Source organism: Tenacibaculum sp. SM2510 (assembly GCF_057002845.1).
Genome location: NZ_CP192703.1, coordinates 909,242 through 935,935, shown reverse-complemented (window position 1 = coordinate 935,935; position 26,694 = coordinate 909,242). Strand labels below are relative to the sequence as shown.

The following is a 26,694-nucleotide window of genomic DNA, read 5'->3' as shown; positions in this document are numbered from 1 at the left end:
ATTCGCCACTTATGATTTTAAAACACTTTACAGAACTCAAAGAATTTTTATCGCAACCTAAAAATATTGTGATAATAGGTCATAGGAATCCCGATGGTGATGCCGTTGGATCTACATTAGGGTTAAAACATTATTTAGATAAAAAAGGACATACCGTTCAGGTGCTTATGCCTAATGAATATCCGGATTTTTTACATTGGATTCCTGGTTCAGATACCGTATATCGTTTCGATCGTCAAAACAAGCAAAGTGTTCGGTCTTTAAATAATTCTGAAATTGTTTTTCTTTTAGATTTTAATGCGTTGCACAGAGTAGGAGGCGATATGCAAAATACTTTAGAGCAATACGGAAACGATTTTGCGTTGATAGATCATCATCAGCAACCAGATGATTTTAAGTATATGTATTCAGATACTACCATGTCATCTACCTGCCAAATGGTATATAATTTCATTGAAATGATGGGAGATGTAGCTTTGATAGATGAAAACATTGCCACCTGTTTATATACAGGAATTATGACTGATACAGGTTCTTTCCGTTTTAGATCAACCACCAGCACAACACACCGTATCATTGCAGATTTAATAGATAAAGGAGCTAAGAACGATGAAATTCATAGCAATGTGCACGATGCAAATTCATACAGTAGATTATTGTTGTTAGGGCAAGCATTAAGTAATATGAAGTTGCTGCCAGAATATAAAACAGCGTTTATAACTTTATCCGAAGAAGAAAAGAAAAAATTTAATTACGAGAAAGGAGATACAGAAGGTGTTGTAAATTATGCTCTTTCTTTAAAAGGAATTGTATTTGCGGCTATTTTTATAGAAGACAAAGAGCAAGGAATAATTAAAATGTCACTTCGTAGTAAAGGTAAATTTTCTGTAAATCTGTTTGCTAGAAATCATTTTACAGGTGGCGGTCATGACAATGCAGCTGGAGGTAAAAGTTTAGAGTCGATGGAAGATACGATTGCTACATTTACAGCGTTATTACCTAACTATCAAAAAGAATTAGAAGCGTCTTATGAAGTTTAATATAGTTTTTTTCTTACTAGTTGTTTTAAGTATAAGTTCTTGTAAAGAGCCTGAAGCAAGAAGACCTAAAAAACAAGGAACTGTTAATTTTTATAAAGAAGTTGTCGCTAAAAATAAAAAGTTAAATGCTTTAGAGAAAGAGCGGCTAGAAAACTTTATTTCTAAAGATACAATTCATAAATATATAGCTTCAGAAAGCGGGTTTTGGTATATGTACGTTGTTAAAGATACTTTAAATGCTGTAAAACCTAAATCGGAGGATCTTGTTTTGTTAAGTTATGACGTTTCTGATATACAGGGGAATATTGTTTATGATAAACAAGAAAAAAGTTATAAAGTAGATAAAGAAGATTTTATTCCGGCATTACAAGACGGAATAAAGTTGATGAAAAAGGGAGAAACAATTACATTTGTAATTCCGTCATATAGAGCTTTCGGTGTTGTAGGAGACGGAAACAAGATTGTTGTAAATCAACCAATAAAAAGTACTGTAACATTAATCCAAATTAAATAACAAATAAATAAAAATGAAATTAACTAAAATTTTAGCAGCAACAGTTGTAACCTTATCAATTGTATCATGTGGTAATAGCCAATTTAAAACTAAAAGTTCATTAGCTTCAGAAGTAGATTCTGTAAGTTATAGTTTAGGTTTGGATATGGCAAATAAGATTAAAACAAATTTTGACGATATAGATCAAGGTTTATTCGTTCAAGGATTTAAAAACGGAATGGATTCTACCAATTTATTAGTTGAATCTAAAGATATTAATAATATTTTAAGAGCGTTTTTCCAGAAAAAACAAGAAGAGAAAATGAAGGAGCAACAAGCACTTCAATCTAAAAAAGCAGAAGCTGAATTTGGAGATTATAAAAAAGAAGGCGAAAATTTCTTGGCTGAAAATAAAACAAAAGACGGTGTAAAAACAACGGCTACTGGTTTACAGTATATTGTTTTAAAAGAGGGTAACGGAGATGCGCCAACGGCAACTTCACGTGTAAAAGTTCATTATCACGGTACGTTAACAGATGGAACTGTTTTTGATAGCTCTGTAGATAGAGGTGAACCAACAGAATTTGGAGTAAACCAAGTTATTAAAGGTTGGACAGAAGGTTTACAGTTAATGAAGCCAGGAGCAAAGTATAAATTCTTTATTCCACAAGATTTAGCGTACGGAGCACAACAAAGAGGTGCTAAAATTAAGCCTTTTTCTGCTTTAGTATTTGATGTAGAGCTACTTGAGGTTAAGTAATAAAAATATAAATAACTAAAATACAATTAGGTTAGTACTTGTTACTAACCTAATTGATTGTTTATAAGAGAATCTTAAAATAATAACAAATGAAGTTTTATAAAGTTTTAATAGCAGTAGTGGTATTGTTTTCAGCTTGTAAATCTGTTAAATATCCAGATTTAGAAAACGGATTGTATGCAGATATACAAACTAATAGAGGAGATATTTTAATAAAGCTACACGAACAAGAAGTGCCAATGACGGTTGCTAACTTTGTTTCTTTGGCGGAAGGAGATAATCCGAAAATGACAGATTCTTTAAAAGGGAAGCCTTACTATGATAAAACAAAATTTCATAGAGTAATTAAAGATTTTATGGTTCAGGGAGGCGATATTACAGGTACAGGCGCTGGTAATGCAGGGTATAAGTTTGGAGATGAATTTCCGATGGATGAAAACGGACAATTAATTTACAAACACGATTCGCCAGGTGTTTTGTCGATGGCAAATTCAGGAAAAGCAACAAACTCTAGTCAGTTTTTTATAACACATAAAGAAACACCTTGGTTAGATGGTTTGCATTCAATTTTCGGTAAAGTGCTATTTGGTCAAAATATTGTTGATATAATTAAGAAAAACGATTACATCAATCATGTATCTATAATTAGAGTTGGTAAAGAAGCTAAAAAATTTAAAGCAGTTGCTGTTTTCGAGCACGAATTAACCAATGTGGCAAAGCGAGAAGCTGAGCGTAAGAAAGCAGTGGAGATGATGAAACGTAAGTTTCAAGAAGAAAAAGGTATTAACGATGCTGTTGAAACAGATTCGGGTTTAAAGATCTTAAAACGGCAAAAAGGAAGTGGTAAAAAGGTGAATCCGGCATTACCAACGACGGTTCATTATACATTGTATTTAGCAGATGGAAAAAAAATAGACTCTAGCTTAGATAAAAAACCATTTACTTTTACAATTAACAATCCAGAAAAACCATTAATAGCGGGTTGGAAAGAAGGCGTGAAAACAATGAGAGAAGGAGATAAATCAATATTTTTTATTCCTTATTACTTGGGGTATGGTGAAGCTGGTTTAGGGCCAATCATTGGTAAATCTGATTTAATTTTTGAAATTGAAGTATTAAAAGTAGGTAAGTAATTTTGATAGAAAACATTATACAAAAAGACAAGCAGCTCCTTATTTATTTAAATAATTTAGGAAGTGAGCAGTGGGATGGACTTTGGTTAGCAATAACCAATCAGTTTAATTGGATTCCCTTATTCATTTTTATGCTTTTTTTGATATTTAAGCATCATGGATGGAAAAAAGGATTGTTTACAATGTTGTTTATAGCAGTTTTAATCACTTTTTCAGATCAGATAACAAACGTTATAAGAGGTGTCTTTGAAAGGTTAAGGCCAAATAACGATCCTTCAATAAAAGATTCGTTAAGGACGCTAATAAGACCGCAAAGTTTTAGTTTTACTTCTGGCCATGCAACAACCTCTACAGTAGTAGCTGTTTTTTTAATTATGTTATTAAAAAATCATGTGCGTTATGTTAAATTTTTGGTTCTATTTCCTCTAGTATTCGCCTATAGTAGATTGTATTTAGGAGTTCATTTTCCTATTGATATTTTATGTGGATTTATAAACGGAACCGTAATTGGTTTTTCAGCATATTTTTTATATATGAAATTATCTAGAAAAATATTTAGCTAAAATTTCTAATAAACATAAAAAAACGATCCATTTTATATAAAATGGATCGTTTTTTTGTTTTGTAATTTTATAAGTGAATATTTATGGAATGTGGTTTTTTTATTGAGAACAAAACTAGTGTGATTGGTTATCATAATAAGAAATTAAATATTTCGAGTCTTATTTGTTTACTGGAGGTTTTAGTAATTGTTAGGTTATAAAAATAGCGTAAAAGATGCATTATTAAATTTAGAAAATATTTTAGTTAAAAGATATTCCTGCAAATAGATAGGACAATATGAGGTGTTTAATTTAATATTATATGGTTTTTTAAAAAAACGAAAACATGAATTTTTAAGTTATTAAACAAATAAGAAGAGTTCATTCAACGGCTAATAAATGCAATTCATCGATAGAAAAAGTTGGTTGAACGGTTTTTTTTTGAAAAGTGTAGGTATGTGGTTATGTTTGTTGGTACCCCATATTAATTATAAAAGCCCATGTTACAAAGTTTATCTATTTTGTTTATAGAAGATGATGTTGTTGAATCAATGAAAATAGACCGAGTTATAAAAAAGCTAGGCCTGTCTCATGTTCTGCAAAAAGCAACTAATGGAGAAGAAGCATTAGATATTTTAAATAAAAAAGTTAATCTTCCTGATATTATTTTATTAGATTTAAACATGCCGAAGATGAATGGTATAGAATTTCTATCAATTTTAAAAAAGGATGAACTATTAAGGCATATACCTACAATTATTTTAACAACATCAAATAATCAAAGAGATTTGTTAGAGTGCTATAAGATAGGTGTGTCAGGATACATTATAAAACCTTTAAAGTATGATGAATACATTAATAAAATTGAAAAATTATTATCTTATTGGGCTATTAATGATTTAATAAAAAGTTAGAAGAAAAGGTGCAGATTTACAGAGTTTCTTCTGTAATTAGTTGAAAATTAATAAGGTTTAGGAATAGTAGGTGGTATTATAGAGGAATCTAAATTACAATCTAAAGAGGTGTATGTAGCTATAGGTACTTATGGCTTTTCAGAAATACGTTCACTTTTATCTCATTTAAGTGAATACACTAAGTTAAATCTATCCCAATTATTGTTTTTATATTCCGGATGTTTCAACTATATTAGAGCTTAATTATCAGTGGTTTGTAGGGAGGTATAGAGGTCTAATAAAAACATTAGGTCATCTGTAGGTGGTTATATTCATGTTGAGGTTTTAAAAATTTACCCATACGTCGAGTTACCTAAATTTAAAATCTTAGAAAAAAAACAGAAAGTAGGTTGGTAATGATATTTAAGTTATACAACTTATTACTTTGGATTAGGATTAATGAATAAAACTTTCGAACACTTTAATTTAACAGCATAAATTATCAAGTAAAAATTAAAAAAAACCGGTACTGAGGTTAAATTTATAATCACAAAAAATGAATGAGTGACAATAAGATCGCCTTGTTACAGCGTGCTCTTGCTAGAGAAAAACTAGCCAGAAAAAGTGCTGAAAAAATTTTAGAAAAAAAAGCTAGAAAGTTACATAACACTTTAGAAGAGCTTAAAGTGTCTAATAATACATTAGCGTTATTATTAGACAAGAAAAATTTTGAGTTAAAAGGCGTTTTTAGAAATATTGCAGACGCCTATTGTGTTGCAGATATGTCTGGTAACATTTTAGAAATGAATGAAGCTACTTTTAAACTGCTAGGTTGTGAAGAAAAAATAGACTCTCTAAATTTGTTGAATTTTGTTTATAAAGAAGATGTCCCTTCTGCAATTCATGCTTTTAAACAATTAAAAGTGCATGGGGTGTTTAAAAACTTAAGGATTCGGGTTAAACCTCGCGACGGAATTATTAAAAGGCTCAATATTAATACGAGTATAGTATTTAATGAAAAAGGTGAAGCAATAGCTATGCAAGGTATTGCTAGAGATGTTACAAAAGAGTACCAATTAAAAAAAGAAATTCTTGAATCTGAAGATCGATTTAAGATGTTATTAGAAAATTTAGATACAGGAGTATTACTTGAAGATCAAAATAGAAAAATAGTACTTACCAATAAAAAGTTTTGCGAAATATTTTCTCTTACGGTAACTCCAACTATGTTAATAGGTCAGAATTGTGCAGTTTCAGCAGAACAAGTGAAAGACTTGTTTGTAAACCCAAAAGAAACTGTATCGCAAATTGATGAATTAATAACCAATAAAGAAGAACAGATTGCGCAACAGATTGAATTAAAAAGTGGTAAAACTTTACAACGTGATTATGTACCTATTTATATTAATAAGGTATTTAAAGGTCATCTTTGGAGTTTTAAAGATATAACTACAGAAAAACAAGCAGAAGAAAAACTTATAGAGTCTGACAGGAAGTTTAAATTGCTTTTAGAAAACTTACATAATGGTGTATTGTTAGAAGACGAAAACCGTACGATATTACATTCAAACAACAAAGCTTGCGAATTATTATCTATCCCTATGTGTGCGGAATTATTAATAGGTAAAAATAGTTCATTGTTAAATGATGAGTTAAAACACAAATTTATAGATCCAAATGAGTTTATTTCAAGAACTGAAGATACTTTAGCAAATAAAAAGATTGTTTTAGGAGATTTGTTTTTCATGAAAAACGGTACTGTTTTAGCTCGTGATTACATTCCTATTATAACTGAGGGAGTGTACAAAGGCGATCTATGGAATTTTAAAGATGTAACTGAAGAAAAGCAAGCAGAACAAAACCTGATAGAGTCTGAGAACAATTTGAAAATTTTAGTTCAAAACCTAGATAATGGTATTTATATGGAAGATGCCAAAGGGATAGCAGTATTAGCTAACAAAAAGTACTGTGAGCAGTTTAATGTGTCTATGCCGCCAGATTTGATTCCTGGTGAAGATGTTTCAAAACTAGCAATAAAAAGCAAAGTTTTGTTTCAAGACCCTGAAGGTTTTTATAAACGCTATAAAGAAGTAATTAGCAACAAGAAACCTGTTATTAAAGAAGAGATTAGATTGGCGGATGGTAAGGTTCTTGAGCGGAATTATATACCTCTTTTTAACAATCGTATTTTTAAAGGGCAATTGTGGAGTTTTAACGATGTAACGTTAACTAGAAAGTACAAGGACAATCTAGAAAAAGAAAAACAGAAGTATAGAAACATTATAGCTAACACGAATATAGGAATGGTAGAGGCTGATTTGGAAGGCCGTATATTAATGGTTAATCAAAGTTTTACTAAAATTACAGGCTATAATGAAAGTGAGTTAATTGGTATGGTTGCAAGAGAAGTACTTCCTGTTAATAAAGAATATGCTTTAGAGAGAAGTAAGCTAGCGAGAGAAGGTAAAGAAACTTCATATGAGCTTGAACTTAAAACTAGAGAGGGTATTAATAAAACAATTCTACTTAGTTCTGCTCCTAATTATAATTTAAAAGGAGAGATTACGGGTACAATAAGTGTTATATTAGATGTATCGGAATTAAAGCAACTTGAAAGGCAAAAAGAGGAACTACTTAAAAATCTTGAAAAAAGTAATGATGAACTACAAGAGTATGCTCATATTGTATCGCATGACTTAAAATCACCACTTCGAAGTCTTTTTGCATTGGTATCTTGGCTGAAGGAAGATAATCAAAACAATTTAGATCAAGCAAGTTTAGTTAATATGGCTTTAATTGAGTCTACTCTAGAAAATATGGAACAATTAATTACAGATATTTTAAACTATTCTAGTTTAACTTCAGATATCGTGGTAGTTAAACCTGTAGATTTAAATGATGTAATAGATGATTTAAAACAAATTCTATATTGTCCAGATCATGTTACTTTAGTTAAGAAGTCTAATTTACCGATAGTTCAGGGTGATAGGATGAGGTTACAACAGGTTTTTCAGAACTTAATAAGCAATGCAATACAATATATCGATAAAGAAAAAGGACTCATTGAAATAGATTGTATTGAAAACAGAACACACTACCAGTTTTCGGTAAAAGATAACGGTATTGGAATAGAAAAGAGCTATCATGAAAAAATATTTAAAATTTTTAACTCTTTAGCTAGAAGTGAAAAATCTACAGGAATTGGTCTTTCTATTGTAAAGAAAATTGTAGACATTTATGATGGTAAGGTTTGGTTAGAAAGCACCCCAGGTTTGGGAACAACATTTTATTTTACAATAAAAAAATAATGATAAACGAAAAACCAAATATTAACTATATCCAAGAGCTTTCAGGAGGAGATATTTCGTTTGAGAAAAAGGTAATTGAAATCATAAAAAAAGAGTTTCCAGAGGAGGTTAAAATTTATTTAAATAATTATAATTTAAAAAAATTTAAAAAATGTGCAGAAAATGTACATAAACTTAAGCATAAAATTAGTATTTTAGGTCTAGGAAAAAGTTATGAAATTGCTGTAGTATATGAAAATAATTTAAATGAAGGTAGTGATGCACTTCATGAAGAATTTGAACGAATCTTGCAAATCATGGCTCATTATTTAACAACTTTATAATTAAATACTATGACCTGTATATTTATAGACGATGAAGCGGCCGCAAGAATGATACTTGAGCAGTTAAGCATTAGTATAGAAAGTATAGATGTCATTGATCAATTCTCTAATGCTATTGATGCTATTAAGTTTTTAAATAAAAACGAGGTAGATCTTATTTTCTTAGATATACATATGCCTGGTTTTACGGGTTTTGATTTTATTCAAACCTTAAAAAATCCACCAAAAATTATATTAACAACTTCTGATAGAAATTTTGCTATAGAAGCATTTGAATATGAAAGTATTGTTGATTATTTAGTAAAACCTTTAACTTTAGCTCGTTTTATTAAAGCTGTAGATAAGGCTAGAGAATTTAAGACAACAACAACAGCACCGATAACACAGGTTGCTAACACCGCTAAAAAGGATACAGATAATGACCTTTATGTTAATATTGATAGACGTTTAATTAAAATAAGTATTCCAGCCATTAAGCTTATTCAAGCAAAAGGTGATTATATTCAGTTAAAAACAGAAGATAAAAATTATACGGTTCATACAACCCTAAAAAAAATTGAAGAAAAACTTCCTAAAGAACTGTTTTTAAAAGTACATCGCTCTTATATTATAAATACCTCTAAAATAATTGATATAGAAGATAATAGTGTGTTAATAGATAGGGATGTTATTCCTGTAAGTAGATCTAATAGGGCAGAGCTTATGAGGAGGTTAAACCTATTGTAGAAAAAACTTTTTTTGTAGCACATAATTCATGGCTTAATAACTTATTTATAGTCATTATTCATCCATCCAAAATACCTAAAAATATTTTATTAGTGCGTTAATTTTATGATCATGTATGGTCATAGGGTAAAATGATTACAGCTATTAAATTATATTATAGAATTAACGAAGATGCCCATAACAGTAAAAATATGCGAGCAGGTTAAGGGTTTTAAAAATTGCATTTTTTTTAAAGAATCTGTTAAATGCTGTTTGTTAATAAGGGTAGTTGTAGGGTTAAAATTTAATGCAGCTATTCGTAACTATTATATTCCGTTAATCTACACAAAAGCACCCGTTCGGCTATATAAAAGATTTAATTAAAGATATTTAAACGTATTAAAAACAAGTGCTCTGTATATTTGTAGTATTATGAAAATACAACTAATTATAACAATCGTATTATGTATGCTAAATAGCATTCCGGCTTATTCGAAGAAAAGAAGAATAGTATATATCGAAATTCAAAAAATGTACAGAAAGAAAAGATAATCTTTGATAAGTTATTTAATTTATATGCCCCACACAATTCCCCTCCCTTTTTTTATAAAAAAACCACTTGATTCAGTCTGGTGGTTTTTTCATTTTCGGACGGCACAGCCTGTTTTGTTAACATTTAAAACCTAAGTATCTATAAACAATGCTTAGGTTTTATTTTAAATGGTATTTAAACAGGCAATATTCATTTTTTTTAAGGAACCTTGTTAAGTGCCGTTTGTTAATAAGGGTAGTGTAGGGGTTGAAATTTAATGCAGCTATTCGTAACTATTATATTCCGTTAATCTACACAAAAGCACCCGTTCGGCTATATAAAAGATTTAATTAAAGATATTTAAACGTATTAAAAACAAGTGCTCTGTATATTTGTAGTATTATGAAAATACAACTAATTATAACAATCGTATTATGTATGCTAAATAGCATTCCGGCTTATTCGAAGAAAAGAAGAATAGTATATATCGAAATTCAAAAAATGTACAGAAAGAAAAGATAATCTTTGATAAGTTATTTAATTTATATGCCCCACACAATTCCCCTCCCTTTTTTTATAAAAAAACCACTTGATTCAGTCTGGTGGTTTTTTCATTTTCGGACGGCACAGCCTGTTTTGTTAACATTTAAAACCTAAGTATCTATAAACAATGCTTAGGTTTTATTTTAAATGGTATTTAAACAGGCAATATTCATTTTTTTTAAGGAACCTTGTTAAGTGCCGTTTGTTAATAAGGGTAGTGTAGGGGTTGAAATTTAATGCAGCTATTCGTAACTATTATATTCCGTTAATCTACACAAAAGCACCCGTTCGGCTATATAAAAGATTTAATTAAAGATATTTAAACGTATTAAAAACAAGTGCTCTGTATATTTGTAGTATTATGAAAATACAACTAATTATAACAATCGTATTATGTATGCTAAATAGCATTCCGGCTTATTCGAAGAAAAGAAGAATAGTATATATCGAAATTCAAAAAATGTACAGAAAGAAAAGATAATCTTTGATAAGTTATTTAATTTATATGCCCCACACAATTCCCCTCCCTTTTTTTATAAAAAAACCACTTGATTCAGTCTGGTGGTTTTTTCATTTTCGGACGGCACAGCCTGTTTTGTTAACATTTAAAACCTAAGTATCTATAAACAATGCTTAGGTTTTATTTTAAATGGTATTTAAACAGGTAATATTCATTTTTTTTAAGGAACCTTGTTAAGTGCCGTTTGTTAATAAGAGTAGTGTAGGGGTTGGAACTTAATGCAGCTATTCGTAACTATTATATTCCGTTAATCTACACAAAACAACCGTTCGGCTACATAAAACACTTAACTAAAGATATTTAAACGTATTAAAAACAAGTACCCTGTATATTTGTAGTATTATGAAAATACAACTAATTATAACAATCGTATTATGTATGCTAAATAGCATTCCAGCTTATTCGAAGAAAAGAAGAATCGTATATGTAGAAATTCAAAAAATGTACAGAAAGAAAAAATAATCTTTGATAAGGTTTTTAATTTATCTCTCTCCATAATTCCCCTCCCTTTTTTATAAAAAAACCACTTGATTAGGTCTAGTGGTTTTTTCATTTTAAGACGTCGCAAGCTGTTTTGTTATACTTTTTTATTATTTGTAAGAAACACTTTATAGTCTTATTAGAGGGTAGCTGTAGTTTATAAGTTGTAAAGAAAATTAATAAAAGGATATGTAATTAATTATAATAGCACTTATTAAAGAGTTAGGTGATTTTTACCTATTAATCTTTATAGAGCGGTAATTCATCTAGTTATTAAACTAATAGTGTTCCTAGGTTCGGGTACATAGCTATATGTTTGTAGCGAATAACGTTATTTTTTTCAAAAAATTAGAGTAGAGATGTTTGAGGGGATTGACCATTTTTTTATAAAATAACATCTTTTATAAAATGTAGCTCTTTTTTGTTTTTAAGTTTTACGAAGCTAAGTAAGCGTTCTTGGAGTTATATATTTTTGTAATTTTTTGGCACAGTTTATTGGTTTAATACATTGATTGTAAGTGTATTGTTTTTTTGTTCGTCGATAGTTGTGTATCGATGAATGGTGTTAGCACCAACAATACGTTACTCACCTACACAAACGTTTTACCTAATCGAAATAATAAGATATAAGGCTCATGTCTGTTGTAATTTTATAATGTAATTAAAAATAAAACATTATGAAAACGCTACAAACCATCTTGATTTTTTTAGTATTCAGTTTAATGTTTACTTCTTGTTCTGAAGAAAATATAGATACAGATTTGTATGAAACAGCGTCTTTAATAGTGCCAGAAAACAAGGAAATAGAAGTTGAAATTTTAGCGTTGATTAATCAGTATAGAGTTGATAAAGGATTAAGTAGTTTAGATCAAATGGATGTAATAAAAGCACAAGCATACACACATACCGATTATATGATAACGCAAGCAGCACCATCACATGATAATTTTTTTAAAAGAAGCGAATACTTAAAAGAACATTCAGGAGCAAAAAGAGTGTCTGAGAATGTAGCTTATGGTTTTTCAAGTGCACAATCTGTAGTAAATGCATGGGTAAATAGTGAAGGACACAAAAAAAACATGGAAGGAGATTATACACATTTCCAAATCTCTGCAGAACTAAGTGAAGATGGTAAGTGGTATTTTACGAACATGTTTATTAAAAAATAATTAGTTTAATAAGTGTAGTTGTAAATGACAAAACTGGCGAGCGGTATAAAACGAATCGTTTTTTTATTGAAAACAGTTATGTCTGTCTAATTTTAAAGAAAAGAAATTTTTTAAAATAGAAAAAAGCTTACAAAGTAAGCTTTTTCTTTAATCCCCTAAAAAAAAACCGAAGCGTTAGCTTCGGTTTTAGCGGAGAGTAAGGGATTCGAACCCCTGGACCTGTTACAGTCAACAGTTTTCAAGACTGCCGCATTCGACCACTCTGCCAACTCTCCTGAGTGTGCTATCAAGTATGTCCTGATTGCGGGTGCAAATATAGAACCTTTTTTTAGTTCTGAAAAAAAATAATCAATTTTTTTTAGTGTTTTTTTAGATAAATAGTCAGTGGTAGCTGCAATTGTTTTGTTATCAGGTAGTTTACTGTTTTGTGAAAATGTATTTATTTTTATAAAAATAATATTTCACCTCCTTTGCTTTTAAAATTTAGATATTTAAATAGATTAGGTGAATAAGTTCTTTTAGTTTTAGTATTGTTTTTAGGATAATTAAAAAGTAAAAGCGTCAATTTTTATTCCAAATAAATTATTTTTGTTTTAAAATAGATAAGGCATGTTTAATTCATTTGGAAATATTTTAAAACTAACCACTTTTGGTGAATCACACGGAATTGCAATAGGAGGTGTTATAGATGGTTTTCCGGCAGGAATGGATGTAGACTTAAATGCGGTTCAAAAAGAATTAGATCGTCGTAAGCCAGGGCAGTCTAAAATTGTAACCCAACGTAAAGAACCAGATACGGTTGAATTTTTATCTGGTATTTTTGAAGGTAAAACAACTGGAGCGTCTATTGGCTTTCAAATAAAAAACACCAATCAAAAAAGTAAAGATTACAGTCATAATACAAATGTATATCGCCCTTCACATGCAGATTATACCTATGATAAAAAATACGGAATTCGCGACTATAGAGGTGGCGGTCGTACTTCTGCTCGTGAAACTGCCAATTGGGTAGTTGCAGGTGCTTTGGCAAAGCAATTAATAAAACACATTAATATAAATGCATTTACCTCGTCTGTTGGTGATGTTTTTATGATGAAACCTTATCAGGATTTAGATTTTGCGAAAACAGAAAGTAATGCTGTTCGTTGTCCCGATGAAGCTTCGGCAGAAAAAATGATTACTAAGATTAATGAAATAAAAAAAGCAGGCGATACTATTGGTGGTACAATTACTTGTGTAGCACAAAATATGCCTGTTGGTTTAGGAGAGCCTATTTTTCATAAATTACATGCAGAGTTAGGCAAAGCGATGTTATCTATCAATGCTGTAAAAGGTTTTGAATTCGGAAGCGGATTTTGTGGTGCTAAAATGCAAGGTTCTGAACATAATGATATTTTTAATGAAGATGGCACCACGCAATCAAATTTATCAGGCGGAATTCAAGGAGGTGTTTCAAACGGAATGGATATTTATTTCCGAGTAGCCTTTAAGCCTGTTGCAACTATTATGCAAAATCAACAAACTATTAATTCAGAAAATGAATTAACCGAAATACAAGGTAAAGGGCGCCACGACCCTTGCGTAGTTCCAAGAGCTGTACCTATTGTTGAAGCATTAGCAGCTTTAGTATTGGCAGATTTTTGGTTGATGAACAAGACTCGGAAAATTTAAATTATTTAGGTAATAGACTTGCTAGCTGTGTTGCCGAAACGAAGCATGAAAACGATGAATACTTTTAAGAGTAAGAACCCGAAGTTTTCAGTATTAAAATCAAATGATTTTTTTGTTTCGTTTTATAGCATTTCAGTTAGAATTAGTAGTCTTTACTTAAATATTTTAAAAAGTTGGTTTAACTACTGTAAAATGAGCTATAGCAAAGCCTTTTTAAAGCTCAGACAAGTAAACTCTTTTAGAGTTGTAACTGATCATAATGAATGACACATTCAGCAAGCTAAAAAAGTATTTAAATTTAAGATTCATCAGTATATTAAATAGTTTCTTATACTATAATAAGATTATGTGTTATTTTAGCTAACCATCATATTGTGAAACAGTGGTGAGTTTTTTATATTAAAATACGATGTTTAACAACCCTATTCTTTTTTTTATTTGCTTCATTGGCGTTTTTAATGGTTTTTTAGCAAGTTTTTATTTTCTTTTTTTTAGCAAAGAAAAACGCGCTCAAAATTTATTTTTTGGTTTTTTATTATTGATGTTAAGTCTTAGAATAGGCAAATCTGTTTATGCAATATTTACAGCGAAAATAGATAAGAATTTTATTGTTTTACAGATAGGATTGTCAGCATGTTTTTTAATAGGAGTCGCTTTATTTTTTTACTTAAAATCTTCTGTTAAAAACATAAAAGTAATTCCACGTTCTTGGAAAATACATGTGTTAATACTGGTTTTTACAATTTTTATTGTCGGAGTTTTTAAGCCGTATATATCTAATAAAGCACTTTGGAATCAATACGTAATTCATGTTATTTATGCTATTTGGGGAGTTTATGTTTTACTATCAGGGTTAGTATTAAAAGATGTTATTATAAAATTAGTTACTAAAAGCAAGAAGTTAACCATTTCTGAGTTGTGGTTAATTTGGGTTTATGTTGGGAATGTTTTAATTTATGCCGCTTATATTATTGGTTACTTTTATTTGTATTTAGTGGGTACAATCACTTTTTCTATTGTGTTTTATGGGTTGCTAATTTTCTTGTTATTTAAAAGTAATAGAGAGAACGTGTTTAAAGATATTCCTGAAAAATATGCGTCAAAAAAGATACAAAAAGCAGCAGCAATTATTTTAATTAAATCTTTAGGAGAGATAATGTCAGAAAGGCAATTTCATAGAAACACAAATGTTAAAATAAAAGATATTGCTAAAGAATTACAAGTTTCTTCACATCAATTATCCCAATTATTAAATGACAATTTAGAAAAAAGTTTTGCTTTGTTTATAAATGAATACAGAATTGAAGCAGCAAAAAAGTTATTGCAAGAAAATAACCATTTTACTTTAGAAGCTATTGGTTTCGAAGCAGGTTTTAGTTCTAAATCAACATTTTATGCTACCTTTAAGAAAGTTGTAGGTAAAACCCCATCAGAATTTAAAAAACAATTTTCTTAGTTTTTTAATCCTATTTTATAATTCCGGACACTTCAATTATAATTATTTACTTCATTTTTTCAATGATTTTAGAGATTTGACAAAATCTTTAAAATTTACGACATGAGAAAATTACTTTTACTAACTGTAGCACTTTTTAGTTTACAAATTATTCAGGCACAATCAGAAATTCCTTCAATCCAAAAAACGTTAGAAAATTATATGGACGGAAGTTCTTATAATAAACTAGATGTTTTAGAAAGTGTATACACCGAAAATGCAACGTTATTTTTATCAGGAAATAATGACTTTAAAAGATACTCACCAAAAGAATATGTAGCTTTTTTTAAGAACAAAAAATATGGTGAATTTAACGGTAGGTATGCAAAAATTTTGGCTATTGATATTGTAAAAGATATTGCAACAGCAAAAATTGAAATAACTATTCCTGCAAGAAAATGGGTGTATATTGATTTATTTTTATTGAAGAAATTCGAAAAAGGTTGGAAAATAATTAGTAAAACAGCAACACGAATTGATGATGAAAAATAAAAGCAAGAAGTGTTTTTTATCGCTACTAATATTGTTTTTTCCTTTAGTTATGTATACTCAAAAATCAACAATTAAGTTTATTGATACACAACTGAATATTGATGGGGAATTTCATGAAACTGTTTGGCAACAATTACCAGAATATACGGGTTTTTATAATTATGCGCCAAAAGATGTTGGTTTGGCAGAGAATCAAACTTCAGTAAAAATATTTCATAACAAAGAGTATTTATATGTGAGAGCAATTTATAATGATTCAACTGAAAAAACACAAGTTAGCACGTTAAAAAGAGATACATCAATTTTTTTAAGTGATGCTTTTGTAATGGTTTTAGACACTCAAAATCAAAAACAAAACGGATATTTCTTTGCAGTAAACTCTCTAGGAGCTCAAACAGATGGTTTGATTGGTAGAAAGAGTGAAGGCTATGATTTAAGTTTTAGCTGGAGCTCAGCTTGGCAATCTAAAGCAATTTTAAACGGTACAAACAAACAGTACGAAATAGCCATTCCTTTAAAATCGTTAAACTTTAATAAAGATAATGGTGTTTTTGGAGTACAGTTTTATGTACGTGATATCAAAAACAACTCTTGGACAATTTTAAAAAATGTAAAACGCAATTATGCCAATTTTGATTTACGATTTAATGAGGAGTTTTTAATAGAAAATTTATCAGAAAAATCTAATTCAAGATATACAGTAACACCATCTATCACTTTAAATTATCAAAATAACCTAAAGGGGAATACGCCTAAAATTTCTTTTAAGCCAAGTTTAGATACGCAATATAACTTAACATCATCATTAAAGTTAGACGCGACTATAAACCCTGATTTTTCTCAAATTGATGTAGATCAACAAGTAACTAATTTAACTCGGTTTACGGTGAACTTTCCTGAAAGAAGAAGCTTCTTTTTAGAAAATGCTGATTTGTTTTCTAACCTGGGTGTATTCGGAATTAATCCGTTTTATTCTAGAAGAATTGGTTCGGGTTCTACTATTAAATTTGGATTAAAATTATCAGGAAATGTGTCTTCAAAAACCAGAATTGGTGTTTTAAATGTTCAAACAGAAAAAGAGAATGATATTGCTTCACAAAATTTCGGAGTATTGGTTGCAGAGCATCAGTTAACTAAAAACTTTACAACTACTGGTTTTTTTATCAATAGGCAAAAAACAGATAAATTTGGCTTTATAAATGATTATAACCGTGTTACAGGTGTTAATGTAAATTATAAGTCTGATAATAATAAGTGGACAGGATTACTTAATTATGGTAAAAGTTTTAATAACGGAATTTTTAATGATAATTCATTTTATAACGCTAGTATTTATTTTAATAAAAGAGGATTTAACTTTAACACGTCTGTAAGAAAATTAGAGAAAAACTATATAACAGATGTTGGTTTTGTACCAAGATTGTATAATTATGATGCTATAAATAATCTTATTATTAGAGAAGGTTACTTACAAACATCATCTGGAATTGAATATGAAAAATTCTATGTGAATTCAGATAAAATAAACTCAGTTCGTTTTATTAATTATGGATTAAATAATTATTTTGATGTAAACGGAAAACTAACACAAACGCAACATTTTTTAAATTCATCAGTGTTTTTTAAGGATTTGTCTTCCGTTTATTATGTTGTTAATTATGATAATGTAGATTTAAAATATGGCTTTGATCCTTTAGGAAAAGGGAGTCCCTTATCTCCAGGGGAATATAATTTCGGGGTTTTAAAAATTGGATATAATTCAGCTAATAATCAAAAAATGCGTTATCGAGTAAATGTTCAAAAAGGAACATATTACGACGGAAACCGAACCACAGCGGGTGCATATTTAAATTATCAAATGTTACCACATGCAAATTTCGAAATAGCATACAATGTAAATAAAATAGATTTGAACGAATTAGGGAAAGCAACCTTTCATTTAACACGTTTTACAGGGCAAGTTTTCTTTAATAATCGATTAAATTGGACAAGCTATGTGCAGCATAATACACAAAGAGATAATTTTAATATAAATACAAGATTGCAGTGGGAGTACAAGCCGTTGTCTTATATATACTTAGTTTTAAGTGATAATTTTAATAAAAATATAAAACGAAAAAATTGGGGAGTTGCTTTTAAAATAAATTACCGTTTTGATTTTTAAAACTTGTAGTAAACTAAAAAAGCTCGCAAATAGCGAGCTTTTTTTATTGAATATTATTGAAAAACTAAGCTAACATTGTAACAGGGTTTTCAATAAATGTTTTTAATGTTTGTAAGAACTGAGCACCAACTGCACCGTCAACCGTTCTGTGGTCGCAAGCTAAAGTTAATTTCATGGTGTTACCAACTACAATTGCACCGTCTTTAACAACAGGTTTTTGTATAATGGCTCCAACAGATAAAATTGCTGAGTTAGGTTGGTTTATAATAGAGGTAAAACTTTCGATACCAAACATACCTAAATTAGAAACCGTAAAAGTACTTCCTTGCATTTCTGCAGGAGTAATTTTCTTGTGTCTTGCTTTACCTGCTAAATCACGAACCGAAGCACCGATTTGAGTTAAGCTTAAAGCATCTGTATGTTTTACAACAGGTACCACTAAGCCTTCATCAACAGCTACTGCAACACCAATGTGAATATGGCTGTGAAATAACGTGTTGTTATCTGTCCAGCTAGTATTTACATTCGGATGTTTTTTTAATGCCATAGCACACGCTTTTACAACCATATCGTTAAATGATACTTTGGTATCAGGAATCGAATTAATTGTTTTACGAGAAGCCATTGCGTTGTCCATATCTACTTCAATATTTAAGTAGAAGTGAGGTGCAGAGAATTTAGAATTACCTAATGCTTTAGCTATTGCTTTACGCATTTGAGAATTTTTAACTTCAGATGTACTTTCTTCTCCTGCAACAGCAAAATTTGTTACTGTAGATGGAGTAGAAGCACTAGTTTTAGTTGAAGCTACCGAAGTTTCAGTTTTTGCAGATGGAGTGTAATTTTCTACATCTTTTTTAACGATACGTCCGTTTTCCCCAGATCCTTTAACATCAGCTAAATTAATCCCTTTATCTACTGCTATTTTTTTAGCTAATGGAGATGCAAATATTCTACCTCCAGAAGAAGTTGTTGCAATTTCAGTAACTGCAGTTTTTTCTTCTTTTTGATCCGCTTTTTTATGCTCTTCTTTAGGAGCAGCAGTTGTATTTCCTGATTTTTGAGAAGCTAATACAGCAGCAACATCTGTTCCTTCCTTACCAATAATAGCAAGTAAAGTATCTACAGGGGCAGCTTCACCTTCTTGAACGCCGATGTGTAATAAAACACCTTCGTTAAAAGATTCAAACTCCATTGTAGCTTTATCCGTTTCAATTTCAGCTAAAATATCACCTTCTTCAACTTTGTCTCCAACGCTTTTTAACCAAGAAGCTACAGTACCTTCTTCCATGGTGTCACTTAGTCGAGGCATGTTAATAACAATTGCACCTTCAGGAGTTGCTATTGTTTCATTCTCGTCAGTGTTATTTTCGTTAGCGTTTTTTTCTTCTTGTTTAGGAGTCTCTTCTTTATCATTAGATTTTCCGTTTAACAAAGAAGTAATGTCTTCACCTTCTTCACCAATAATAGCTAATAAGGTATCAACAGGAGAAGCTTCTCCTTCTTGAACACCGATGTGTAATAAAACACCTTCGTGAAAAGATTCAAACTCCATTGTAGCTTTATCAGTTTCGATTTCGGCTAAAATATCACCCTCTTCAACTTTATCACCAACTTTTTTTAACCAAGAAGCTACCACTCCTTCTTCCATCGTGTCGCTTAAGCGAGGCATGTTTATAATTGTAGCCATGGTTTACTTAGATTTTATAAATGGATAATCTTCTTGTTCGTATACCATATCATGTAATTGATTTAATTCAGGATATGGAGATTCATCAGCAAATTTTTCACATTCATTTACTAAATCCTTAACTTCTTTTTTAATAGCTTCAATTTCTTCATCAGAAGCATATTTATTTTCTTTAATGATCTCTAATACTTGCGAAATAGGATCAATTTTTTTGTATTCTTCAACCTCGTCTTTTGTACGGTATTGTTGTGCATCAGACATTGAGTGACCTCTATATCGGTAAGTTTTCATTTCTAAGAAAGTTGGTCCTTCACCACGACGAGCTCTTTGAACAGCTTCATCAACAGCTTCAGCAACTTTAATAGGGTTCATTCCATCAACCGGTCCACAAGGCATTTCATAACCTAAACCTAGTTTCCAAATATCGGTATGATTAGCAGTTCTTTCAACAGAAGTACCCATTGCATATCCGTTGTTTTCAACGATGAAAATTACTGGTAACTTCCAGTTCATAGCCATGTTAAAGGTTTCATGTAATGATCCTTGACGTGCTGCTCCATCACCAAAATAACAAAGAGTTACGGCATCATTACCCTTGTATTTATCTCCAAAAGCTAATCCTGCTCCTAACGGAATTTGACCACCAACAATTCCGTGACCACCGTAAAAACCAAATTCTTTAGAGAAAATATGCATTGAACCTCCCATACCTTTAGAGGTACCTGTAACTTTACCGTATAATTCGGCCATTACACGTTTAGGGTCTTCACCCATACCAATAGGTTGTACGTGGTTACGATATGCAGTAATCATTTTATCTTTAGTTAAATCCATTGCATGCAATGAACCAGCTAAAACAGCCTCTTGACCGTTATATAAGTGTAAAAAACCTCTTACTTTTTGTTGAATGTAAACCGCAGCTAGTTTATCTTCAAACTTTCTCCAAAAGAGCATGTCTCTATACCAATTGATATAGGTTTCTTTGGTTATTTTATTCATTATATATTAGTTGTTTATTTAAAGTTTGTTTGTTTTACGTATTTTAAAACGTAGCTACAAAAGTAAGTAGTTTTTGGTAAATTTAAAAAAGTTCTTGTTAAAAGTTGCAGCAAGGTTTTTTTAGCATTGAAACCTTTTAGTTTTAATCTTTTTGCTTTGCTATAATAATTGATGCTTTTGCGCCTGTTGCTAAATTCCATTCATTAGATGAAATTAACATGTTTGCATCGTTATATATTTTAAAACCAGCCGTGTTAGGTCCTGATGTACCTTGATTTAAAGCTACAATTTCAATAGTATTTATTCCCTCATCTAAAGGGATATTAAAAGATTGGTAATTTTGTTTAAGAATTAGATTACTAACCACAGGAATATTATTAATAAGAATGGTTACTGTATCTCCATCAGGATATTGAAAATCTCTACAAATAATATTTACACTCTTAGATTTTGTACTAAAACTACCTAAATCTTGATCAATAACAGGATATTGATACATTCCGTTTATTTTTTGAAATGCTTTTAAGTATTGTTGTTCAGCTATTTTTGCTTTGGTTAAAATACCTTTATTCTCTAAATTTCTTTCAGCTTGTTTCTTTTTAAGATCCTGTTGTTGCTTGGTATGTGCCGTTTTAAAACCATCATTATTTTTAAAATCTAACGATGTTGGTTTTTTTGCTTCTTTAGAAGCGGCAGGTATATTTCCAAAAGAAGAAGAATTATTATCTTTTTTATTACCAAAAGAACCATCAAGCTGCGCAAAACTATACGAGCTTATACTTAACGTAATAATACATAAAAAGAAGTGCAGTTTTTTTGTCATTTCAAATAAATCTAAGCAAATATAATGCCGATTTTTTTTCTTTATCTAAACAAAGCGTTAAAAGTTACTTGTTTAAAGGTTTTTTAAAACAATGTTAAGCAAGTGTCTTTTAATTAATAGGGAATTTGAAATAGGTTGTAGGAAAAGGTTCATTCCTTAAAGTAAAATGCCACCATTCTTTAGAATAAGGTCTAAAGTTATTTTTACGCATTATAGTTTGTAATAATTGCCTGTTTTCTTTTTGTTGTTGGGTTAATTTAGGATATAAAATATGTGAAGAAATTCCGAAAAAATCATACGGACTTCCCATATCTAATTCCTTATTTGTTTTTAAATCGATAATTGTTAAATCGACTGTGCTACCTCGAGAATGACCAGATTTTGAGGATATATATCCTTTTTTAAATAGCTGTCTTTTCTTAACATTCGGATAGTATTGCTGCTTCATTAATGTGTCATTCATAACACGCGCCCATTTTACAAAATGGTTAACAGCAGTTTGTGGCCTGTAAGCATCAAAAACTTTAAGACTCAATTCTTTTTTCAGCAATTCGTCTTGTGCTTTATTTAATGCTTTGGCTGCTTTTGTAGTGATAATAAGTGCGTTTTCTTGATACCCATTAATCGCAGTACCTACAAAATTATTGTTTTTACAATACCTAAGATCTTTTTGAATACTAGGAGCAATGTTTTTTAGATACGAAAAACCATTTGGTAGCTTTTGAGCTTGTAAGATGTAAGACGAAAATAATAATAAAGATAAAATCCATTTCATAGCGTAAAAATAGGAAATTGATTTTAAAAAAAATTAGTTAAAGATGAAGTTCAAAAAATCGAAAAACTAAAGTGTTTTAAATTAGTTAATGTTTATTTTTTAGTCATTATTTGTATTTATTTAACATTATTTAGTTTGTTTCATTTAGTTATATTTATATATTGTATTCTTTTAATATGTATAATGCATTTAATTTATAATCCCCTAATTGTATGAACTTAGTTAATGAAATTCAAAGTATTGATAAAGAGCAAATTAAATTTTTAACTTTTTCTAAATCAGAAGTTTTAGGAAAGAAAAACGATCAGCTTAACCGGTTTTTAGATTTAAAAAGAGCTTTGGCACTTGGTAATCTAGAAAAAGGAAAAGTAAGAATTACCTTTGTAGATGATACAGGTTTAAAAATGGTAGAAACTACTATATGGGGGCTGACAGAGAAGTCGGTCATCTTAAAAAAATCAACAATTATTCCGCTCCAAAGAATTTTAGGAGTAGCGTAAATAACAAAAACCCACACTTTATAAAGTGTGGGTTTTTATTGTTATGAATTGTTTTTTTTTAAGTTAGTTTGTCTTTAGTACTAAGGATTTATTTCAATGTGAATGATTTGAAAATTGATAAAGCATCATTATAGTATTTCTTTTGAAATCTTTCATCAGAAGAATAACTAAATAAATAGTAATTATCTTTAACCTTAAAATAATATGTTATTACTTCATAATTAGTGAGGTTCCAACTGTGTTTGTATTGATGAATATAGGTTGTTCCGAATTGAGTTTTATCTTTAATAACCTGTTGAGAATTTATTTTTATTGCTTTTTTTAGCTTTTTTATTTTGGCGTCTGTTATTTCCTTTAGAGACGTTTTTTCTTTTTGAGCGATTGTAAATACTCTAACAGTATTTTTATAAAAAATATCACTTAAATCTTTAGGTGTATAACTTATGAAATCATGATCAGTTACAGTCTGCCAATGATTAGGTATTTTTAGGGTATAATTTTGTGAGCTAGTAAAAATCTCTATTTTTTTCTTTTCAGATGAGTTTTTAACTTCTTTTTGGGAACTACAACTTATCAATATTAGAAAGAGTATAAAAGATATTTTTTTCATATATTTTTTCTTTTGCAATTTATATTTATCAAAGATAAAAGCTTTATTAAATAAATTAAGAATTAACCAAAGTTATTAAAAATAAAAAAGCCAAAGCAATTAAGCTTTGGCTTAGTAAACTAATAAAACCAAGTATTAGTGTCATTGGAGTTAGCTATAACGAATGAACTAATGTTTTTAGTATAAACTGTATTTTAATGTAGGCTAATAACTTTTGTTATTTTCCATTGTTTGTTTTCTTGTTTCCAAATAACAATAAATTTAGTTGGATTTGATTTCGCATTGGGTTCTTGATTATTATAAAATTTATGATAACCAATTTGTATTGCGCCGTAATCTTTTATAGGGTATACTTCAATACTTCCCTTTATTAATGTACGAGTTACTTTACCACAGATGTTTTTTTTTAAGGCTTTTAAAAGATCACTTTTAGAAGTTGATAAACCTCCTTTGTCGTGAAAAAACTCTAAATTTTCATGATACAACTTTGCTTGGGTTTTCATATCACAAGTATTATAAGCAGTAAAATAAATGCTATCCATTTTTACAATTTCATTGTGTAAATTAATATCCACAGCTTTGTAATTCGGAATTTCAGCTACTTGTGCATTTGTTATCAAAGAGAATAATAAAGCATATAATAGGGTGATGAATTTTAAGAAAAAACTGCCTTTAAAGAAAAAATCGAAAATAGCTCCCATAGTTTTTGTTTTTGATTACCAGGTTTTAAAGGCTATACCTCTGTGTTCTTGATTATAAGTTCGTCTAAAACCTTTAGAGATATCATTTAAAGTATTGTTAGAGATTGTTAATTCGCCTCTATAGCCATCATTACAGTTTATTCTTAGCGTAACTTTATCTATTTGATTATTGTTATTGTATTTAGAATCTGCAATATTAATGTCAATGTTTTTTTTGTTCTTAAACCATGTAACTAACTTTTCTAGCTCTTTTTTAGTGGTTTTTTTACTGATAATAAACTCAGCTTTTACATCGTTAATAGTACTGTCGAATAAAAAACTTACATCGTCATCGTTATCTGAGTTCCAGTTATTACTTTCATTATTCTTTATTTCATCATCATCACAATCGGTACATTCAAAACCTTTTGTTGTCATTTTAAAATGATGATTAGCCATGTCACGATCATAAATGTCTTCCGTATTTTTAACGTCATTTAAAAACCTACGCGAGGATCCTTCAAAATATACCGTTGTTCCTTCGGGAATAAAAATGGTAGCTTTCACTTCTTCGTCTTTCCAAATATTTTTGTATTCACTTAAAAAGAAAGCATCAAAAACAATCGTGTTATTTGCTGATTTAAAATTGTACTGAATCGCTTTAGCATTATCATTTGCGTTATTACGTTTTCTACCCTCTGATGTTTTTTTAATTTCTATATAAGCGTTACCGGTTTCACTTTTGCGAACATCAATATTTATATCGTTAGAATATTTTAACTCAGTATTATTAACGGAAACGCCAACCGAATTATTTCTGTTGCGTAAGTTATGGTTGTAATGAATATTATCATCATTAACTACTCTAATTTTAAGAGGTTCATTTATAGCATAACTAATACTGTGTTTGCTAATATTTGCGCCATTATAAGCGTGTGTTGTAGCAAATTCTATACCCGAAAAACCGATTGCTAATAAAGATACTAGCCAAATTCCTGATAAGGTTAAGATAGCACCGGTACTTAGTTTTTTAATATTTGGCGATAATATTCGTAAGCCTAAAATGAATAATACAATAAACGGAATTCCGATTAAAACAAATAATGAAATAGACAATAACCATCTAGGTAAAGTAGATTCGTAAAAGAAAGGCGGATAATGCACAAATTCACTATCAACATTTAAAAACTCTAAACTTCCTATAGAAAATACACCTAGCAGTAAAGAAACAATAGTTATACCAGCAATAAATATTAATAGTACTCCTATAAATTTACCAAATACTTTAAAAAGTGTTAGTAAAATTTTACTCATAGTGTCTATAAAATCCTGAAAACCAGATTTTGTTTGCGCACGCATTTTTTCGTAATCTGCACTCGATATTTTTTCTGAAATACCAGTTGCGCTGTCTTTTATTTTTGTTGAAAAAGAGTCAAACTCGTCACGAATTTTTTTTTCGATGTTGTCAATATTTACAGCTTCACCTTCCATTTGTAACTTCTCTGAAGTTGTTTTTGCTTCAGGTAATAATATCCAAAGGATTATATAAGCTAAAGGCGAAAAACCAGAGGCTACTAAAACAATAAAAGCAATACGAATCCAAATAACATCAATATTAAAATAATGCGCGATACCAGAACAAACTCCACCTAAAAACTTATCATCACCATCTCTAAATAATTTTTTAGATGATCTGTTATTAGATCTTGTATTGTAAGTAGAACCTTCGTTGTAACTGTCTTCAGCTTCAGCATAATCTTCAGGTTGCCCCATAATAGCGATAACCTCTTCAATATCGTTTTCGTTTATTACTTGACGAGCATCCGTAATTCTTTCAGATAAAAGTTCGCTAATACGAGCTTCAATATCTGATATAATTTCATTTTTTCCCTGCGGATCATCGCTTAAAGAGCGCCCGATGGCTTCTAAATAACGCTTTAATTTCTGATAAGCAATTTCATCTATATGAAAGAAGAATCCACCTAAGTTTATATTTATTGTCTTATTCATCGTTAGTTGATTTTGTACTTGTTACTAAGTTTACTGCGTTTACTAAATTACCCCATGTTTTGTTTAGTTCTTTTAAAAACATGCCACCGTTTTCTGTTAAAACATAGTATTTTCTTGGCGGTCCTGAGGTTGATTCTTCCCATCTATACGTTAATAATCCAGCGTTTTTTAAACGGGTTAGTAGCGGATAAATAGTTCCTTCAACCACAATCATTTCAGCACTTTTTAATGTCGAAAGTATTTCAGAAGTGTATGCATCACCATTTTGTAAAATTGATAAAATGCAATACTCTAAAACTCCTTTACGCATTTGTGCTTTTGTGTTCTCTATCTTCATATAATGC

At 29.8% G+C, this 26,694-nt stretch carries 23 protein-coding genes and 1 tRNA gene; 15 read left to right on the top strand and 9 right to left on the bottom strand.

The features are described 5' to 3' along the window. The first annotated feature begins 11 nt into the window (after nt 1-11). From ACQ629_RS04160 to ACQ629_RS04115, 10 genes are all read left to right on the top strand, one after another. Nucleotides 12-1,040 (top strand): DHH family phosphoesterase, encoded by a 1,029-nt coding sequence (locus ACQ629_RS04160; RefSeq protein ID WP_483706688.1) that lies wholly within the window; start codon nt 12-14, stop codon nt 1,038-1,040. Further along, a complete protein-coding gene (gene gldI, locus ACQ629_RS04155) occupies nt 1,030-1,554 on the top strand; it encodes a gliding motility-associated peptidyl-prolyl isomerase GldI (protein WP_483706687.1) in 525 nt (174 codons plus the stop codon). The genes ACQ629_RS04160 and gldI overlap by 11 nt, the downstream gene beginning before the upstream one ends. A gap of 13 nt (nt 1,555-1,567) precedes the next feature. Continuing rightward, on the top strand, nt 1,568-2,293 hold the full coding sequence (gene bamJ, locus ACQ629_RS04150) for a BamJ family beta-barrel-assembly machinery protein (RefSeq protein WP_483706685.1): 726 nt from the start codon (nt 1,568-1,570) through the stop codon (nt 2,291-2,293). Nucleotides 2,294-2,382: 89 nt separating this feature from the next. Continuing rightward, complete coding sequence (locus tag ACQ629_RS04145) at nt 2,383-3,426, top strand: peptidylprolyl isomerase (RefSeq protein WP_483706684.1); 1,044 nt, start codon at nt 2,383-2,385, stop codon at nt 3,424-3,426. Nucleotides 3,427-3,428: 2 nt separating this feature from the next. Beyond that, nucleotides 3,429-3,989 (top strand): phosphatase PAP2 family protein, encoded by a 561-nt coding sequence (locus ACQ629_RS04140; RefSeq protein ID WP_483706683.1) that lies wholly within the window; start codon nt 3,429-3,431, stop codon nt 3,987-3,989. Between the two features lie 479 nt (nt 3,990-4,468). After that, nucleotides 4,469-4,882: a response regulator gene (locus tag ACQ629_RS04135; protein ID WP_483706681.1), complete on the top strand. Its 414-nt coding sequence runs from the start codon at nt 4,469-4,471 to the stop codon at nt 4,880-4,882. A 539-nt stretch (nt 4,883-5,421) separates the two neighbouring features. Further along, nucleotides 5,422-8,169 (top strand): PAS domain-containing sensor histidine kinase, encoded by a 2,748-nt coding sequence (locus ACQ629_RS04130; protein ID WP_483706680.1) that lies wholly within the window; start codon nt 5,422-5,424, stop codon nt 8,167-8,169. Beyond that, entirely contained in the window at nt 8,169-8,492 is a 324-nt protein-coding gene (locus ACQ629_RS04125) for an Hpt domain-containing protein (RefSeq protein ID WP_483706679.1), read from the top strand. Before ACQ629_RS04130 ends, ACQ629_RS04125 begins: the two co-directional genes overlap by 1 nt. A 9-nt stretch (nt 8,493-8,501) precedes the next feature. After that, the gene (locus ACQ629_RS04120; RefSeq protein ID WP_483706678.1) at nt 8,502-9,218 is read left to right on the top strand and encodes a LytR/AlgR family response regulator transcription factor; all 717 of its coding nucleotides are present in this window, start codon (nt 8,502-8,504) and stop codon (nt 9,216-9,218) included. 2,731 nt (nt 9,219-11,949) lie between these two features. Continuing rightward, a complete protein-coding gene (locus ACQ629_RS04115; RefSeq protein ID WP_483706677.1) occupies nt 11,950-12,441 on the top strand; it encodes a CAP domain-containing protein in 492 nt (163 codons plus the stop codon). Between the two features lie 190 nt (nt 12,442-12,631). Here ACQ629_RS04115 and ACQ629_RS04110 read toward each other — a convergent pair. Further along, nucleotides 12,632-12,716 (bottom strand) — tRNA-Ser (locus ACQ629_RS04110). A gap of 334 nt (nt 12,717-13,050) precedes the next feature. Between ACQ629_RS04110 and aroC the strand changes: the two genes are divergently transcribed. From aroC to ACQ629_RS04090, 4 genes are all read left to right on the top strand, one after another. Then, nucleotides 13,051-14,112, top strand: a complete 1,062-nt coding sequence (gene aroC / locus ACQ629_RS04105; protein ID WP_483706676.1) for a chorismate synthase — start codon at nt 13,051-13,053, stop codon at nt 14,110-14,112. A gap of 541 nt (nt 14,113-14,653) precedes the next feature. Beyond that, nucleotides 14,654-15,568: a helix-turn-helix domain-containing protein gene (locus tag ACQ629_RS04100; protein WP_483706675.1), complete on the top strand. Its 915-nt coding sequence runs from the start codon at nt 14,654-14,656 to the stop codon at nt 15,566-15,568. A gap of 102 nt (nt 15,569-15,670) precedes the next feature. Further along, nucleotides 15,671-16,099: a nuclear transport factor 2 family protein gene (locus ACQ629_RS04095; RefSeq protein ID WP_483706674.1), complete on the top strand. Its 429-nt coding sequence runs from the start codon at nt 15,671-15,673 to the stop codon at nt 16,097-16,099. Nucleotides 16,100-16,148: 49 nt separating this feature from the next. Beyond that, on the top strand, nt 16,149-18,263 hold the full coding sequence (locus ACQ629_RS04090; RefSeq protein ID WP_483706673.1) for a DUF5916 domain-containing protein: 2,115 nt from the start codon (nt 16,149-16,151) through the stop codon (nt 18,261-18,263). 64 nt (nt 18,264-18,327) lie between these two features. Here ACQ629_RS04090 and ACQ629_RS04085 read toward each other — a convergent pair whose 3' ends face one another. The 4 genes from ACQ629_RS04085 to ACQ629_RS04070 all read right to left on the bottom strand — a co-directional run bounded on the left by ACQ629_RS04085 (nt 18,328) and on the right by ACQ629_RS04070 (nt 22,550). Next, nucleotides 18,328-19,953, bottom strand: coding sequence for a 2-oxo acid dehydrogenase subunit E2 (locus ACQ629_RS04085; RefSeq protein WP_483706672.1), 1,626 nt, complete (start codon nt 19,951-19,953; stop codon nt 18,328-18,330). Nucleotides 19,954-19,956: 3 nt separating this feature from the next. After that, nucleotides 19,957-20,952, bottom strand: coding sequence for a pyruvate dehydrogenase (acetyl-transferring) E1 component subunit alpha (gene pdhA, locus ACQ629_RS04080; RefSeq protein WP_483706671.1), 996 nt, complete (start codon nt 20,950-20,952; stop codon nt 19,957-19,959). A gap of 142 nt (nt 20,953-21,094) precedes the next feature. Further along, a complete protein-coding gene (locus ACQ629_RS04075; RefSeq protein ID WP_483706670.1) occupies nt 21,095-21,775 on the bottom strand; it encodes a hypothetical protein in 681 nt (226 codons plus the stop codon). A 109-nt stretch (nt 21,776-21,884) separates the two neighbouring features. Then, nucleotides 21,885-22,550, bottom strand: coding sequence for a M15 family metallopeptidase (locus tag ACQ629_RS04070; RefSeq protein ID WP_483706668.1), 666 nt, complete (start codon nt 22,548-22,550; stop codon nt 21,885-21,887). 212 nt (nt 22,551-22,762) lie between these two features. Here ACQ629_RS04070 and ACQ629_RS04065 point away from each other — a divergent pair, with 212 nt between their 5' ends. Further along, complete coding sequence (locus tag ACQ629_RS04065) at nt 22,763-23,050, top strand: hypothetical protein (RefSeq protein ID WP_483706667.1); 288 nt, start codon at nt 22,763-22,765, stop codon at nt 23,048-23,050. 88 nt (nt 23,051-23,138) lie between these two features. On the opposite strand, the gene ACQ629_RS04060 is transcribed toward ACQ629_RS04065, so the two are convergent. The 4 genes from ACQ629_RS04060 to ACQ629_RS04045 all read right to left on the bottom strand — a co-directional run bounded on the left by ACQ629_RS04060 (nt 23,139) and on the right by ACQ629_RS04045 (nt 26,687). After that, nucleotides 23,139-23,660, bottom strand: coding sequence for a hypothetical protein (locus ACQ629_RS04060; protein ID WP_483706666.1), 522 nt, complete (start codon nt 23,658-23,660; stop codon nt 23,139-23,141). A 194-nt stretch (nt 23,661-23,854) separates the two neighbouring features. Continuing rightward, nucleotides 23,855-24,361, bottom strand: a complete 507-nt coding sequence (locus ACQ629_RS04055) for a nuclear transport factor 2 family protein (RefSeq protein ID WP_483706665.1) — start codon at nt 24,359-24,361, stop codon at nt 23,855-23,857. 15 nt (nt 24,362-24,376) lie between these two features. Then, a complete protein-coding gene (locus ACQ629_RS04050; RefSeq protein ID WP_483706664.1) occupies nt 24,377-26,350 on the bottom strand; it encodes a PspC domain-containing protein in 1,974 nt (657 codons plus the stop codon). Then, complete coding sequence (locus tag ACQ629_RS04045) at nt 26,343-26,687, bottom strand: PadR family transcriptional regulator (RefSeq protein ID WP_483706663.1); 345 nt, start codon at nt 26,685-26,687, stop codon at nt 26,343-26,345. The genes ACQ629_RS04050 and ACQ629_RS04045 overlap by 8 nt, the downstream gene beginning before the upstream one ends. Nucleotides 26,688-26,694 lie beyond the last annotated feature (7 nt).